Annotated in this window: 11 protein-coding genes and 1 pseudogene; all 12 read left to right on the top strand. The window is 50.5% G+C overall.

Features of this window, described 5'->3' with window-relative positions; translation table 11 throughout:
• Positions 1 to 177 precede the first annotated feature (177 nt).
• The 12 genes and pseudogenes from NYE29_RS01125 (at position 178) to NYE29_RS01070 (ending at position 16,732) form a co-directional block, all read left to right on the top strand.
• The gene (locus NYE29_RS01125) at positions 178 to 2,562 is read left to right on the top strand and encodes a phosphoketolase family protein (RefSeq protein ID WP_340893934.1); all 2,385 of its coding nucleotides are present in this window, start codon (positions 178 to 180) and stop codon (positions 2,560 to 2,562) included.
• A 174-nt stretch (positions 2,563 to 2,736) separates the two neighbouring features.
• Complete coding sequence (locus tag NYE29_RS01120; protein WP_340893933.1) at positions 2,737 to 4,617, top strand: serine hydrolase domain-containing protein; 1,881 nt, start codon at positions 2,737 to 2,739, stop codon at positions 4,615 to 4,617.
• Between the two features lie 67 nt (positions 4,618 to 4,684).
• On the top strand, positions 4,685 to 5,683 hold the full coding sequence (locus tag NYE29_RS01115; protein ID WP_340893932.1) for a LacI family DNA-binding transcriptional regulator: 999 nt from the start codon (positions 4,685 to 4,687) through the stop codon (positions 5,681 to 5,683).
• 121 nt (positions 5,684 to 5,804) lie between these two features.
• Positions 5,805 to 7,298 carry a glycoside hydrolase family 32 protein gene (locus tag NYE29_RS01110; RefSeq protein WP_340899576.1) on the top strand — a complete coding sequence of 498 codons (1,494 nt, stop codon included), beginning with the start codon at positions 5,805 to 5,807 and terminating at the stop codon, positions 7,296 to 7,298.
• 4 nt (positions 7,299 to 7,302) lie between these two features.
• Positions 7,303 to 9,324 (top strand): sucrose-specific PTS transporter subunit IIBC, encoded by a 2,022-nt coding sequence (locus tag NYE29_RS01105; protein ID WP_340893931.1) that lies wholly within the window; start codon positions 7,303 to 7,305, stop codon positions 9,322 to 9,324.
• A 198-nt stretch (positions 9,325 to 9,522) separates the two neighbouring features.
• Entirely contained in the window at positions 9,523 to 11,139 is a 1,617-nt protein-coding gene (locus NYE29_RS01100; RefSeq protein ID WP_340893930.1) for an ABC transporter substrate-binding protein, read from the top strand.
• A complete protein-coding gene (locus NYE29_RS01095) occupies positions 11,136 to 12,125 on the top strand; it encodes an ABC transporter permease (RefSeq protein ID WP_038588039.1) in 990 nt (329 codons plus the stop codon). Before NYE29_RS01100 ends, NYE29_RS01095 begins: the two co-directional genes overlap by 4 nt.
• Entirely contained in the window at positions 12,122 to 12,988 is an 867-nt protein-coding gene (locus NYE29_RS01090; protein WP_081965743.1) for an ABC transporter permease subunit, read from the top strand. The genes NYE29_RS01095 and NYE29_RS01090 overlap by 4 nt, the downstream gene beginning before the upstream one ends.
• Positions 12,985 to 13,752, top strand: a complete 768-nt coding sequence (locus NYE29_RS01085) for an ABC transporter ATP-binding protein (protein ID WP_038588045.1) — start codon at positions 12,985 to 12,987, stop codon at positions 13,750 to 13,752. Before NYE29_RS01090 ends, NYE29_RS01085 begins: the two co-directional genes overlap by 4 nt.
• An 80-nt stretch (positions 13,753 to 13,832) precedes the next feature.
• Positions 13,833 to 14,528 (top strand): annotated as a pseudogene (locus tag NYE29_RS01080) (ATP-binding cassette domain-containing protein); the annotation flags it as partial.
• Positions 14,512 to 15,582, top strand: coding sequence for an aminotransferase class V-fold PLP-dependent enzyme (locus NYE29_RS01075; protein ID WP_038588051.1), 1,071 nt, complete (start codon positions 14,512 to 14,514; stop codon positions 15,580 to 15,582). The pseudogene NYE29_RS01080 and the gene NYE29_RS01075, both read left to right, overlap by 17 nt.
• On the top strand, positions 15,572 to 16,732 hold the full coding sequence (locus tag NYE29_RS01070; protein WP_340893926.1) for an amidohydrolase family protein: 1,161 nt from the start codon (positions 15,572 to 15,574) through the stop codon (positions 16,730 to 16,732). The genes NYE29_RS01075 and NYE29_RS01070 overlap by 11 nt, the downstream gene beginning before the upstream one ends.
• Positions 16,733 to 16,783 lie beyond the last annotated feature (51 nt).

Raw genomic sequence — 16,783 nt, 5'->3', positions numbered from 1 at the left:
AATATAACCGTGTTTTGACAGCGTTTTTCCTGAGTTCTTCATACTATGTTCAAATTTTCACAAAATTGGACCGTATCACTTGTCAAAAAGGTTGTATTTATTTTGAGCAGAGGTATGATGTATTTGTAGAGAAAAAGGATGGCAATAAGCAACAATATATATATAGGAGTGGATGAAATGGGATTATCAACCATGAAAGTCGATTATTCGTCTAAAACGTATCTGGAAAAGCTTGACGCTTATTGGCGTGCAACCAACTACATTTCGGTAGGTCAGCTGTATTTGAAAGACAACCCGTTGTTAAGAGAACCTTTGAAAGATGCTGACGTTAAGATTAAACCTATCGGACACTGGGGTACCATTCCCGGCCAGAACTTTATTTATGCCCATTTGAATCGTGTAATTACTAAATATGATTTGAACATGTTCTATGTTGAAGGTCCGGGTCATGGCGGTCAGGTTATGGTTTCGAATTCCTATCTGGACGGAAGCTATACTGAGATTTATCCGGAAATTACGCAGGATATCCCGGGTCTCAAAAAACTGTTCAAACAATTCTCGTTCCCGGGCGGCGTTGCTTCCCATGCTGCACCTGAAACTCCGGGATCCATCCATGAAGGCGGCGAGCTGGGTTATTCTTTATCCCACGGCGCTGGCGCTATTCTGGATAACCCTGATTTGATTTCGGCTGTTGTCGTTGGAGATGGTGAGGCTGAAACCGGACCACTGGCCGCATCATGGTTCTCCAACCGCTTCATCAACCCTGTTACAGATGGCGCTGTTTTGCCGATTCTGCACTTGAACGGATTTAAAATCAGCAACCCGACGATTCTGTCCCGTCAATCGAAAGAAGAAATCACCGCTTACTTTACAGGCATGGGCTGGGAGCCGTTCTTTGTTGAAGGTGAAGACCCTGAACATATGCATCCGGAAATGGCGAAGGTACTCGATACTATCGTCGAAAGAATTGCAGCCATTCAAAAAAATGCGCGTGAAAATAACGACCTTACCCGCCCGGTATGGCCGATGCTCGTCTTCCGTTCCCCGAAAGGCTGGACTGGACCGGCAGCATGGGACGGTGTGCCGAATACCGGTTCGTTCCGTGCCCACCAGGTTCCAATTCCGGTTGACCAGAAAAATATGAAGCATGCTCCAGCTTTGCTTGAATGGATGAACAGCTACAGACCGGAAGAATTATTTGATGAGAACGGCCGCTTGAACGCAGAGCTTGCCGAAATCCTGCCTACAGGCGACAGACGTATGGGGATGAATCCTGTTACTAACGCTGGCAACCTTATCAAAGATTTGCGTCTGCCGGATTTCCGCGACTATGTGCTTGATAACTCCGTTCCAGGTAAAGTAGTAGCCCAGGATATGGCCGTTCTCGGAAAATACCTGAAAGAGGTTGTCCTGCTCAATGAAGATAACCGCAATTTCCGGATTTTCGGACCAGATGAAACGATGTCCAACCGTCTGGGACCTGTGTTTGAAGTGACCAAACGCCAATGGCTGGATCAAATTAATGAACCTAATGACGAATTCCTCGCTTCGTATGGCCGTGTAATTGATTCCCAATTATCGGAGCATCAGGCGGAAGGACTGCTGGAAGGTTATGTATTAACCGGACGTCATGGCTTCTTTGCAAGTTATGAAGCTTTCCTGCGCGTTGTGGATTCGATGATTACCCAGCACTTCAAATGGCTGCGTAAAGCAACCGATCAAGGCTGGCGCGCTGATATCCCTTCACTCAATGTTGTCGCAACATCAACCGTGTTCCAGCAGGACCATAACGGTTATACGCACCAGGATCCGGGTTTGCTGGGTCACCTGGCAGACAAAAAACCGGAATTCATCCGGGAATATTTGCCGGCTGATGCCAACTCCCTGCTGGCTGTATTTGACACCATCCTGAACGACCGTCAAAAGATCAACCTGATTGTGTCGTCCAAACATCCGCGTCCACAGTGGTTCTCGGCTCAAGAGGCGCAGGAATTGGTTGATAAAGGACTCAAGATCATTGACTGGGCCAGCACAGACAAAGGCGGAGAGCCTGATGTTGTATTCGCTTCTGCAGGTACCGAACCTACGATTGAAGCTTTGGCTGCCATCTCTATCCTGCATGAGAAATTGCCTGAGCTGAAAATCCGTTATATCAACGTGGTCGATCTGCTTAAGCTGAGAAGCCAGAAACTTGATCCGCGTGGTTTATCCGACGATGAGTTTGATCAATTTTTCACAAAGGATAAACCGGTCATCTTCGCTTTCCACGGTTATGAAGGCCTGATTAAAGACTTGTTCTTCGACCGCCACAATCATAACCTGCATGTACATGGCTACCGTGAGAACGGCGACATCACGACTCCGTTCGATATGCGTGTACTGAATCAGATGGACCGTTTCGATCTGACGAAGGAAGCTGTTCTGAGCTTGCCTGCAGCTGACAAACACACTGCCATCGCGGATGAGATGGATGCTATGGTTAAGAAGCATTATGAGTATATCCGTGAAGAGGGCATTGACCTGCCTGAAGTGGAGAATTGGGTCTGGAAGAGTTTGAAATAAGTTGGAGAAATCCGCTTGTAAATGTATGATGAAGTTGAAAGTGCCTGTCCCAGTGTGCATTAGGGGCAGGCACTTTTTTTGAATCGTATTCTATAGTAGGATTTAAGTGCCACCTTGTGGAATATTAAGGAATTGTTATATTGAATTTCAGAACATGAGAAAAGGAAGTAATGCATGAGAAGACAACACGAAAGTTATAGGTTTACAAAATTAGGTGTCGCAATGCTGTCTGTTATGCTGCTGCTGCTGTCACTGGCTCTTCCAGTCCAGGGTGCTGGAGGGAAAGGGGATACGACTCCCTCAGGCTCACCGCTGTCTTCGCTCGGGACCATTATAGATACTTATGTCGCTGCCCGTCAGCGGACAACAGCAGCGGTTTCGGTTGTTGTTATCAAGGACGGCCAGACCGTCTTCGATAAAGCATATGGCTTCGCGGATATCGAGCGCCAGGTCGCAGCTGATACAGACACTGTTTTTGAATGGGGCTCGACTACGAAGCTGCTGGTCTGGACCAGTGTGATGCAACTGGCAGAGCAGGGCAAGCTTGATCTGGAGACAGATATCCGTGAATATCTTCCTCAGGGCTTTCTCAAAAAACTGAAATATGAAAAACCTGTCACGCTCTTGAACCTTATGAATCACAATGCCGGCTGGCAGGATCGGATAACCGATTTGTACTATTTTGCAGAGGAAGATATTCCTGAGCTGGGGGAGGCGCTGCAGACTTTTGAACCGCGGCAGGTTTATCAACCGGGAACGGTGGTGGCGTATTCCAATTTTGGTGCGGCTTTGGCTGCCTATATAGTGGAATTGCAGAGCGGTGAGCCATTTTATACATATGTGAAACAAAATATCTTTGAGGTGCTGGGCATGGACAATACGTCCATACACCCGGCGCAGCAGGATAATCCGGCTGTTGCGCAGCTCAGGAACAACATCCAAGGATATACAACCAGCCTGAAGCTAATCAAAAAGAATAGAGGGTATATGGGAATTTATCCGGCAGGAAGCGCTATGGGAACCGCAGAAGATGCAACGAAATTCCTGGCAGCTCTGATGCCGGCAGCCGGCAGCAGCAGTCCGCTGTTCCAAAGCCAAGCAGCTTTAAAAGAAATGCTGTCCCCAAGCCTGAATTACGAGGGAACCGCCATTCCAAGGATTGCCCACGGTTTTTTTGAGATCAACCATACCCTTCCTGCATTGGAGCATGGCGGCAATACTGCAGCCTTTTCCAGCAAGTTTACCTTGGATCCGGCTTCCGGCTTTGGGATGGTCGTGTTGACTAACCAGGCCAATGAGTGGGAGTATACCACCGGTCTGACCGATAAGGTGTTTGGCGAATACAAACCGGAAGCCTATAGCGGCGATATGCCAGAGAGTTCAGAGGTGGAGGGCCAATACCTGTCAGCACGAAGAGGGGTCCATGGATTCACCAAAATCCTGGGTTACCTTAACGGCGAAAAGATCACAGCAATTAACAACCGCACTTATAGCGCTAACGGCCTCCCCTTTAAGCAGATCGCACCTTATATGTATGCTCCGGTACATCAATCGGGACTGGAGTATTTTATACACGATCATGGCACGGTTACCAAAAAGTCCACTGTCTACAATGATGCTTTTCCAGTCTCGGGCTTAACTGCATACAGCGTAACCATTTCCCTGACCCTACTTGGCATCGCTGCATTGTTCACTATCGTTGCACTGATCAGCGGTCTTGCCGGATTTATCTTCCGCAGAATCAAGCGGCAGACGAAGGCGGCCTCCGAATTCTACAAATATCATCTATGGGTGAATACTGCCGGACTTTTGTTAATAGTAAACAATGCGATTTTAGGCTATAGATTGATAAATTACACCACGTACTCTTCCATTCGTATTCATTTTATAGGTAACCTCCTATATGTTCTGCTGGCAGGGAGTTATATCGTTCTGTTACTAATGTGGCTGCGGCGTACGCAGAGTGGTAAAAAGGGGAAAATCATGTACGTGTTATCTGGTGTTTCGGCACTGATATTTAGCGCTATTATAGCGGGCTGGGATTTGTTCTATTAAGCTGACTGGTATCCATGTGGTAAAATAGAGGGATACGCAAAGAAAAATTCAGCTAGGAGCCCTGAGAATGAAAACTATCATTGATATCGCCCGGGCGGCGGGTGTGGCTAAAAGTACGGTCTCAAGATATTTGAACGGCGGTTCTGTCAGCGATGCGACGAGAGAGAAAATCGAACGCATCATCAAACAGAACCAGTATGTGCCCAACACATTCGCCCAAAGCCTGAAGGCAAAGCGGACCAGCATTATCGGCACAATCGTTCCGCGCTTGGACTCCTATGCAGTCTCGCAGACCTTGATGGGCATAGACGATGAGTTGCGGGGACGCCAGTATCAGCTGCTCATTGCCAACACCAATCAGGACTTGGAGCGGGAAATTGAATTCATTTATGAGATGGCGAGGCAAAAAGTTTCCGGTCTGCTGCTGCTGGCGGCGCAAGTAACGGAGCGGCACCTGAAGGCGGTCCGGGACTGCAAAATTCCGGTTATACTGATCGGGCAGCAGCATGCAGACCTGCATAGCGTGATTCATGATGATGTAACGGCCGGTTATCTGATGGGCAAGCACATTCTTGAAAAAGGACATCGCCACATCGCTTATCTTGGTGTTACGGAACAGGACATCGCGGTAGGTGTAAGGCGGAAGCAAGGCTTCCAAAGGGCTCTTCGCGAATACGGGAATTGCGATGCAAGGTTTTATACCTCTGGATTCAGAATGAACGAGGCTGTGACGGCGGCCGATTTGCTGTTTGAGGACAGGGTGCCTACAGTCATCGTGTGCGCGACCGACAATATTGCACTCGGTGTGATGAAAGCAGCCTCGCTCAGACATATACTAATTCCTTCCGGAGTGTCGGTGACGGGATTCGGCGATTACGAGGTTACTGAGATTGTTCATCCGGCGTTGACGACTATGAGATTTTATTACAGAGAAGCCGGGCAATTGGCTGCGGAGAACATCATAGCCTTGGTGAATGGAGAAGAGGTCGCCAAAGTCTCCGTCTCCGGCTGCGAAATTATTCAGCGAGAAAGCGTTGACAATTTGACTGGACTCAGCATACAATAATATTGGAACCGGTTCCGGACCTTTTTTCACAGCGATGTTGGAAAGAGGTTTTCTTTTTAAGATACTTGGAACCGGTTCCGTTAAAGAGAACTAGACCAAATAGATAGTGGAGAGTCCGATGATAAAAATGGATAGAAAACAGCTGTACCGTCTTATCGAAGAAGCAGAGCCGGGTGAACGGGAAGCGCTTGAGCGGCTGGTCGCACGCAGCCCATGGAGACAACAATTTCATATCCAGCCGGAAGCGGGATTACTGAATGACCCTAACGGCTTCTCCTACTACGGAGGCGAATACCACTTGTTTTACCAGTGGTTTCCTTTGGGGACGCAGCATGGCATGAAATATTGGTATCATACTTCTTCTTCCGATCTGGTGCACTGGAAGAACCTTGGCATCGGCATTGCTCCGGGCGGGCAATACGATTCACACGGGGTGTTCTCGGGCAGTGCGATTGAGAAGGATGGCAAGCTGTTCCTGATGTATACGGGGAATACCCGCACCGAGGACTGGATCAGACTGCCCTATCAGTGCCTGGCTGTAATGGAACGGGACGGAACGGTTATAAAGCTCGAGCGTCCGGTGATATTCGATGTGCCGCCTGGCTATACAGATCATTATCGTGATCCGAAAGTGTGGAAGGCAGCGGAGGGCTACTACTGTGTCATCGGTGCACAGCGCACTGATCATACCGGCTGCGTGGTGCTGTACAGCTCGCCGGATTTGCACAATTGGCGTTTTGAAGGGGAGCTGGGCACCCGGTTGATGAATTTTGGATATATGTGGGAATGCCCCGATTACTTTGAACTGGACGGAGCAGGGGTGCTGCTGTTTTCCCCGCAAGGTCTTTCGCCGGAGGGCGACAAATTCCCGAATATCTATCAGTCAGGGTATCTCACTGGCGATCCGTTGCGCTTGCCGGACAGGGATTTCCGTCATGGTGAATTTCGGGAGCTTGACTATGGCTTTGATTTTTATGCGCCACAGACAACCCAGGCACCCGACGGCAGACGTTTGCTGGTCGGATGGATGGGGCTGCCGGAGATTGATTATCCTACGGATCAGCATGGCTGGGCGCATTGTCTGACTTTGCCCCGCGAGCTGACCTTGGAGAACGGCCGTCTGATCCAGCGTCCGGCCAGAGAACTGGTCAAACACCGGGGGCGGATGACAGAGGCCCACACGGTAATACACAGCGGGACAGCTGAGATGAAGGAGCTTGGGGGCACCGTCTATGAGCTGCTAGCCCAGATCCGTGAGGATGGAGCAGAACGCTTCGGCATTGAGTTCCGTGTCGGCCCCAATGAGAGAACGGTCATCTATTACGATACCGCAGCGGGGAAAGTGGTACTGGACCGTTCCGAGTCAGGTCAAGCTCTGGCCCTGGAGTTCGGGAGGGAGCGGAGCTGCACGGCCGATCTTCGGGATCGCATGCTAACCCTGCAACTGTTTGTGGATACATCATCGGTTGAAGTGTTTGTGAATGACGGAGAAACGGTATTTTCGGCGAGAATTTTTCCTGAACAGGTAAGCACAGGCATCCGCCTTTATACCGAAGGCGGCAGCGCGGAGTTCCGGGTTGTCCAATGGGAGATTGAATACAACGGGGAGGAATAGCGTTATGAATGAAAATCAAATGATCGCCAAGCAGGTTGTGCAGGCTATAGGAGGAGAAGACAACATCATCTCCTTCGCGCACTGCGCTACCCGGCTGCGTATTATGGTGCGGGACAAGGATAGCATTAACCAAGAGCAGGTCGAAGGCATCGACAAAGTCAAAGGGGCATTTTTTAACTCCGGACAGTATCAGATTATTTTCGGCACCGGCACCGTCAACCGTATTTTTGAAGAAGTAGAGAAGCTGGGCCTTCAGAGCACCTCCAAGGAAGATCTGAAAGATCAGGGCAAAAAGGCGGGGAATGTGTTCCAGCGGTCAATTCGCACTTTCGGGGACGTATTCGTTCCTATCATTCCGGTCCTGGTAGCCACCGGGTTATTTATGGGACTGCGCGGTTTGCTGACCCAGCCACAGATTCTTTCTTTGTTCGGGCTCGTGCCTGAGGATATCTCAGCCAATTTTCTGCTGTTCACCCAAGTGCTCACGGACACCGCTTTTGCTTTCCTGCCTGCACTTGTGGCCTGGTCGGCCTTCCGGGTATTCGGCGGCAGTCCCATTCTTGGGATTGTGCTTGGGCTGATGCTTGTCAATCCGGCTTTGCCCAATGCCTATGCAGTTGCCGGAGGGACGGCGGAGCCGCTGATTATGTTCGGATTCATCCCGATTGTAGGTTATCAGGGGTCGGTACTGCCGGCATTTATTATGGGACTGATCGGGGCGAAGCTGGAAAAGGCATTACGTAAGCGCATTCCAGAAGCGCTTGATTTGATTTTGACGCCATTCCTGACTCTGCTGCTCATGATCACGCTTGGCTTGTTCGCCATCGGTCCTCTGTTCCATTCCTTGGAGACGGGCGTACTGAATGCAACCACTTATGTGCTTGATTTGCCCTTGGGCATTGCAGGGCTATTGATCGGGGCGCTGCACCAGATTGTGGTCGTGACCGGCGTGCATCACATCTTTAATTTTCTGGAGATTCAGCTGGTGGAGCGTACGGGTGCCAACCCGTTCAATGCGATTATTACCTGCGCAATGGCTGCTCAGGGCGCAGCTTGTCTCGCTGTGGGACTGAAGACGAAGAATACCAAGCTGAAGGCGCTGGCATTGCCGTCCTCACTGTCCGCTCTGCTCGGTATTACCGAACCGGCGATATTCGGGGTCAACCTCCGGTATATGAAACCTTTTGTAATGGGGCTCATCGGCGGCGCGGCCGGCGGTTTCCTGGCTTCGCTGTTCCAACTGGCCGGCAACGGCATGGCCATTACGGTGATTCCCGGAACCCTGCTGTATCTGAACGGCCAACTTCCGCTGTACATTTTGGTCAATCTGGTTGCGATGGCTGTAGCCTTCGTGCTTACCTGGCTGTTCGGCTATCGTGATGAGATGTCCGCAGGTCCGGCAGAGCAGACGGCAGGCTCAGGGGGAACAGCGTCAGCGCTTCCTCAGTCTGAAGAGATACGGCCGGAGAATACCGCAGACGTGAGCGTACGCACGGCCTCCCCGTTCTTCGCTCCGAATCTGGTTGAGGCGTCAGATGAGCCGGGAACCCTTACATTCCTGGTACCCCTTACAGGAACACTGGTGGCTCTGGATCAGGTGCCGGACCCCGGGTTTGCCGGCAAACAATTGGGAGATGGCATCGCCATTGAACCCAGCGAAGGCAAGGTCTACGCGCCGTTCGGCGGTACCGTGGCCCATGTGATCAAGAAAAGCAAACATGCCGTCATTCTGGAGCATGCCAGTGGAGCACAGGTGCTTATTCATGTAGGTATTGACACAGTCTCGCTGAAGGGAGAAGGCTTCGTGCTTCATGTGGAGACCGGTGAGCAGGTGAAGGCCGGGCAATTGCTGATTGAATTCGATCTTGACGTGATCCGCGCTGCCGGGCTGTCTACGGTCACTCCGGTTATCGTTCCGGGGGGGATTGACAACGTACTTGAGGTGAACCCCGCTTCGCCAGGAACAGTAACCGCCGGCATTGACAAGGCCATGCAAGTGAAAGTTGCGCTCCAGGAAATTTTATGATCCCGGAATGTTTGACTTAGGCACGTTATCGCAATATAGTAAACGGGACGAAGCAGCGGATTTCCGGCTTCGTCCCGTTTTGTTTTAATCGGGGCTGACCTTCCGTAACCATGATATTTTGTTTGACAGAGAAGGCGGTTTACGCCATAATACAATCCATACTAAACATATATGATTTATAAGAGGGGAGAGTCAGACATGTCACAGCTTAAAGCATTTAGAAAGTCATTTTGGATAGGAACCGTAGCACTTCTATTATTAGTGGTGGTTGCAGGATGCTCTGATTCCAAGAATAATTCTGAGTCAAATAAGAACGCCCAGCAGAACACGAATCAAGGGGCAAACCAGAGCGCAACTCCGGAGGAGCCTGCGGCGGGAGGAACCTTCGTCTATGGACGGCCTGCTTCCGTAACCTCACTTGATTTGCATAATCAGATTACATCGAATAACGCCTTTGCCATTGATAAAGTATTTGAATCTTTGGTTGCTTTTGACAGCAAGGGTGAAATTGTGGACTGGCTCGCCAAGTCCCATAGCATCAGTGAAGACGGCTTGACGTATACGTTTGTATTGCGTGACGGCTTGAAGTTTTCGAACGGTACTGAAGTTACTGCAGAGGATGCGGTATTCTCCTTACAGCGGCATTTGAAGGTTGGCGGACCGCTGGCGATAGCGGCAAAGGTCGATACCACTGTAGCGAAGGATAAACAGACGTTTGTTATTACGCTTAAAGAGCCTTACACACCGTTCATCTCCGAGCTGTCCAACTTCTCGAACGGAATTATTCCGAACAATTTCGGCGGGGTATCCGAAGAAGAGTTTTTCAAGAAACCGGTAGGTACAGGACCTTTCGTTGTTGAACAGTGGGATGCTGCTGGCGATCTGACGTTCACCAAGAATCCGAACTATTGGCAAGATGGGAAACCTTATATTGATAAGCTTGTTTACAAGCTGATTGAAGATGACAGCCAGGCCATTAACCAGCTGAAGGCCGGAGAAGTGAATGCTATTGAATCTTTGGCGTTGCAAAATGCCGATGAAATAAAAAAAGGCCCTGACACTACAGTAGTAACCAATGGCAGCTGGGTGACAGAGCAATTGTTCTTCAATACGCTGGACAAGAATTTCTCTGATGTGCATGTCCGTCGTGCGCTCGCTCTGGCACTGGATCGTGAAGGCTTGACTAAGGCGCTTACCTTTGGATATGCACAGACTGCAAATTCATTGCTGCCGACAACCATTCCATATAATGCGAATGAGACAATCAAGGCACTGAACTTCGATCTCGATGCGGCCAAGGCGGAGCTTGCCAAATCTGCCTTCCCTAATGGATTCAATACAAAATTGCTTGTAGCCTCCGGCAACAGCACAAGAGCACAAGAGGCGCAAATTATCCAGGCAGCAGGTAAATCGATCGGGATTAACATTGAGATTGAATCCATTGAACTGGCCACTTTCCGTGAGCGTTTCTTCGCCTATGATTTTGCGGCAATGCTCAACAGCGGTCAAGCCGATTCTCCCGAAGCGAACTCGATTATCGCTTTCCAGACCGACCCGGAAGGCTTCAGTAAATCGTACTGGACCCATTACACGAATGATGAAGTGACCAAACTTCTATATGAAGGCCAAAAAACGCCGGATGGCAAGGAACGTGAGGCAACCTACACCAAGCTGCTGCAAACTCTTGCTGATGAAGTTCCGTACATTCCTCTATATTATCCGGATATCCTGAAAGGCGTAGGATCTTCAGTGGATGGTCTCGTAGTTTTACCTAACGGCAGCGTTCGCTTTGAAGAAGTCCGTATCGGTAAATGATGAAAAGTAGCACGCCGTTAAGCCAATCGTCAGGTAGGAATACATCTTACAGCTGGCTTGTGACCGCTCTATTAAGAGCTTTGGCAGTGATCCTCTTTGTAGTGACCGCAGTTTTTTTCATCATCAGAATCGTGCCGGGAGATCCCGCAAAAATGATTCTGGGAGAATACAGCACACCTGAGGCCCTCGAGAGTATGCATCATACTCTCGGGCTGGATCTCCCTTTATGGGAACAATTCGTCCGGTTTGTGAAGACGCTGTTCACACATGGTGATACCGGCAATTCTATTATTACCGGAACCTCTACAAGAGTGCTGATTGCCGAGCGGGCTCCCGTTACTTTGCTGCTCATTGTGATGGCCTGTATCTTGGCAGTCATTATTGCCCTTCTGCTTGCTACGGTTGCAGCCACACATAAGGATAAGCTGCCGGATCATCTGATCCGTATTTTTCCTACAATAACTCTGGGTATGCCAATCTTTTGGGTTGGCATGCTTTTGATTCTGCTGTTTAGTGTCCGGCTTCATTGGTTTCCCGTTGGGGGTGTAGGCGAAGGGTGGTTAGGAACCTTGTACAGTCTTACACTTCCGGCGATTACCGTCGCCTTTTCGCAGATTCCTACGCTGGTACGTTCGTTAAGGGCACAGATGCTTGAGATATTGGAATCCGATTTTGTAGTCACCCTGAAGGCGGCGGGATTGCCAAGCAGGGTGATCCTGTTTAAGCATGTGCTGCGCAACTCTGCGCTTCCGACGCTAATGCTGCTTGGCGTTAATATTTCTTATCTGATCGGTGGTACGCTGGTCGTTGAACAGGTGTTTGGCATCAAGGGAATTGGCAGCTTGCTGTTCACTTCAATTTCGAATCGGGATTTCCCGGTCATTCAAGGAATAGCGCTTTACTGTGCGATATCTGTTGTGATCATCAGCCTCCTGATTGAAATCATTTCGTGGTGGCTCGATCCCAGAACGAAAGGAAAACAATGAAACGTATAATAACAGAACCTATGTTGCTTGAGGACGCCAGGAAGACAAACGTTCTCCATCGAATAAGGAATACGCCTTCCCTTCTGGTGGGGAGCATTATGTTTGCAGTGCTTATTATCTTGGCTGTATTCATACCGTTTCTGAGTCCTTATGACCCTTCTGCGCAAGATTTGAGCGCCTTTTTGCAGCCTCCGTCTGCCGAACATTGGCTGGGGACGGATCAATTGGGACGCGATTTGTTTACGAGACTGATCTATGCGGCGCGAACCGATTTGAGCATCATGGTTCTGGCGGAAATTGTTCCATTCTGCACCGGTGTATTTCTGGGAATGGTTGCAGGGTATTACGGAAAATGGGCCGATAAGGTCATTACGCTGCTCACGGATACGTTTATCGCTTTTCCTTTTTATCTGATCGTGATTATCGTGGCTTTTGCCAGCGGAGCAGGTGAGCGGGGCATTTATATCACCTTTATGCTTGTAGGCTGGATTGTGTTTGCCCGTGTAGTCAGAGGTATTAGCGCATCGTTTCGCGAGCAGGAATGGGTGGCGTCCGCTCAGACGTTAGGGCTGCCTGGAGTGAAAATTATCCTTCGTCATCTCCTGCCCAATGTACTGCCTCAAGCGGTTGTAGTCCTTATGACGGATATGGTCGGACTTCTGGTGGCCATTGTTACACTCGGTTATCTTGGCATTGGCATTGCACCGCCAACCCCGGATTGGGGAACCATGATTTCGGATGGACAATCCTTCATAACTACAGCCTGGTGGCTCTCGGCGGTTCCGGGATTCGCAGTGGTGTATACGGGAATTGCGTTGTCTCTTGTGGGAGATGGGTTGGCAGACTTATGGAGGAAAAAATGATTTCTACAAGTCCGGTTTTGGAAATAGAAGCATTATCGCTGGGAACCAAGTCCAATACTAAATTAGTAAGCAATGTAAGCTTCTCACTGGGCAAAGGGGAGAGTCTGGGATTAGTAGGCGAATCGGGTTCCGGAAAATCGCTGACCCTGCGTTCGATTCTGGGATTGCTTCCACGAGGGGTTGAACAGACAGGCGGAGTCATTAAGAGTGACGTAAGCAGCGCTATGGTATTTCAAGACCCGAGAGGGGCGCTGGACCCGCTATGTCCGGTGGTTAAGCAGCTTGCGGAAGTCGTATATTATAGGCAAAAATTAAGCCGGAAGGCTTCCCGCAGCGTGGCGCTGGAACTGCTCGAAATGCTTGGCCTGCCTGATTCTTTAAAGAGGGCAGACCGTTATCCGAGCCAGCTTTCGGGTGGTCAGTGCCAACGGGTAGTCATCGCCATTGCACTGGCATGCAAGCCGGGCATTCTTCTCTGCGATGAGCCGACAACGGCGCTGGATGTTACCGTTCAGCGGCAAATCATTGAAACGATCACCCGCCTGCAGAATGAGCTGGGTTTTGCTATGGTATTTGTTACGCATAATCTTGCGATTGCAGCTGCCCTGTGCTCCAAGCTGTGTGTGATGAAAGAGGGGCGGATTGTTGAGCAGGGTGATACCCTCAGCGTTTTGCAGAATCCGCAAAATCCTTATACCCAAATGTTGATTAACTCGGTGCTTCCTCTGCCGGAGCTTGAAGGGAGCGGACAACCATGGAGCTAGCCTTGCAAGTGAAAAATCTGGCGGTTCATTACGGCGGATTTACTGCGCTCGATCATATCCATCTGAATCTGCAGCAGCATACCACCCTTGGCCTTGTAGGAGAGTCCGGCTCGGGCAAATCCACGCTGGCACGGGTCATTGCCGGGCTGATCACCCCGGGTGAGGGGCAGATCCTGCTGGGTGCACAAGAATTAACCAGGAAGAGAAGCCGTGAGCAGCGCAAGCGAATCCAGATGATCTTCCAAAATCCGGACGCTTCGCTGAATCCCAAGCATTCCATCAGGCAGATTCTGTCCGAAGCGCTTCTGTTTCATAAAATTGTCGGCCGCACGGAGGTCGAGCAGCGGTGTAAAGAGCTGTTGAGCCGTGTTCAGCTGGAAGCCAAGGCATTGGACCGGTATCCTCACGAATTCTCCGGCGGTCAGCGCCAGCGGATCGCGATTGCCCGCGCATTAAGCGTTGAGCCGAGTCTTCTGATTGCGGATGAACCGACCAGCGCCTTGGATGTATCTGTACAGCGGAGTGTGCTCGAACTGTTTAACACGCTCAAAGATGAGCTTAATCTTACCATGCTGTTCATCTCCCATGATTTGGGGGTTATCCATGCAATCAGCGATACGGTAGCAGTCATGCGGCATGGAAAGCTGGTTGAGATCAGTCCGAAGGATCAATTCTTCGCCCGCCCTGAAACGGAATACAGCCGTGAGCTCTTATCCGCCGTTCCGAAAATGCCGAAGTCGATCACATCAGGAGGTTTATATGAGCCGAGAACATAAAGGATTTATACCGCTGTCATTGTCTGAATTTGACACACTTACAAGCTTGCTCTCCCGGCTTTTGTCTACCGGTCATCCCCCGGTCATCATTCCCGGAGAGGCAATTCTGGGGATCGAGGCGGTAGCGGCGGGGATATCTGCGCCTGGCCGTACGATTCTAAATATAGTGACAGGCCCCTATGGAAGTTTGTTTGGACAATGGCTTGAACGCGGCGGGGCAACGGTTGTTGAAGTAAAGGTCCCCTTTGATGAAGTAGTTACTGTTCAGGAAGTCGCTGCGGCGATTGAACGGTTTAAACCATGTGCGCTTTCCTTTGTTCAGGCAGAAGTGGTGACAGGCGGATCGAATCCGGCCAAAGAAATAATTAAGCTCGCACGCGCCGCTAACCTCGTTACGGTGACAGACTCCGTTTCGGCGGTCGGGGGAGAAGCCCTGCCGGTGGATGAGTGGGGCGTTGATTTTGCAGCTATAGGCGCGCAGAAAGCTTTGGCCGGGCCTAACGGCGTCAGCGCCGTAAGCATCTCACCGCGCGGCTGGGAATTCCTCGAATCTAATAGCAATGCTCCGCGCAATTCCATTCTGTCCTTACTGGATCTTAAACCCTCACAGAAGGGGACAACACCGTTACGTGTTCCTCCCAACATTCCAACGCTGGAGGCAAGAGCTTTGATCTCGGCATTGACAGCCATTGAGGAAGAAGGCTTGGAACAGGTCATCAAGCGCCATGAATCGGCTGCGGCCTCGGCCATTGCCGGTATCAAGGCCTTGGGTCTGGAGCCTTGGCAGAAGGATAGCCAACACTATTCTACGCTGACTACGACGGTGCGGATTTCCGGGGAACCGGGCTTGCGTATTAATCAGCCTATCGGTATCGTAGCTCCCGGTGACGGAGAGCTTTTCGGCCAGCTTCTGCGGATTAATCATTTCGGAACAAATGCTTCCCGTCAAAGCGTGGAAGAAGCCATTACGACGCTCGCCGGGCTGCTGAATCAGGACCCTGATCCTGCGCTCAAGGCAATCCGCCTGCTTTGGGGGAATGAACATGATCAATAAACATCCTGAGGCGTTAGCCTTCAATCATATTTTTATAGCAGGCATCGAAGGAAAACGTTTTGATATTAACATTAAGGACGGCCGGTTCTCCTCTATAGCTGAAACGGAGCCGCCTAAGGATCAGTCCGCTCATCCAGGCCAAGATTTATGGATCAGTCCGGGGGTTATTGATCTTCATACGCATCTGGCTTGGACGGACTTTAACCATGAGGATCAATTGAAACGCGGCAGCCATGAGCTCGAAGTCATGCAGGCTGCGGCCTTCGAAGCCACTTTGCGGACCGGTGTAACAACGGCGCGTGATGCGGGCGGGATTCTGCCGAGCACCGTACGGCATCTCGTTCAGCGCTATAAGCAGCCGCTAAGGGTGCAAACCAGCAGCGCTATGCTTGGAGCGGCGGATGCCCGCGGACTTAAGGTTCTGGAGGGGCGGCTGGCCGAGATTTTTGATACAGGAGCAGGCTGGATTAAGATTATGGCAACAGGCGGCCTTGGTGCACCTACTGAAAAAGTGCTGGAGCCGATTTTTTCAGAGGAAGAATTCTCTTTCATTGTCCGCCATGCGCATGCTCATCATAAAAAAGTCCTGGTGCATACCTGGGGCGGGGTAACGGTAGACTGGTCTATCGCTGCAGGTGTGGAATCCATAGAGCACGGGATGTTCCTGACCGGGGATCAGGCCGGCAGACTTGCTGAGTCCGGAACAGCTTTTGTGCCTACGACCTCCATTTATAGCATTGCCGCAGATCCGAAAGGCGTTCTGGCGCTGAACCCGGTTATTTGTGACCGGGCCGCCCGCGCTGCCGAAGCCCACTCCAAAGCGATTGGTTATGCCAAGAGGGAGGGGGTCCGCATAGGATTCGGTACGGATTATGCTACGCCTGCACTTCACGGGTACAACCTTCAAGAGCTGGATACGCTGATGGATTACGGCATGACCCGGGCGGAAGTGTGGCAGGCTGCCACACTAACTGCTGCTGAGATTCTGGGAAGCGGCAATGAGCTGGGGCGGATTTCCAGCGGATATCTTGCAGATGCTATTATTTTTAATGCTGATCCGTACCAGGCATCTAATGCAGAAGAGCTGCGGAAGAGCATCGTTTCCGTCATTACCGGGGCAGAGGAATCGGAGCTGATTCAGGCTCAGTAACATTTGTGCAAGATCATAAATAATCAACCCGTTGGCATAGGCCTGCGGGTT

The sequence above is a fragment of the Paenibacillus sp. FSL M7-1046 genome, from assembly GCF_038007405.1.
Taxonomy (GTDB): Bacteria; Bacillota; Bacilli; order Paenibacillales; family Paenibacillaceae; genus Paenibacillus_AQ.
The sequence above is the reverse complement of the archived record's forward strand: the minus strand, read 5'-3'. Positions and strand labels throughout refer to the sequence as shown.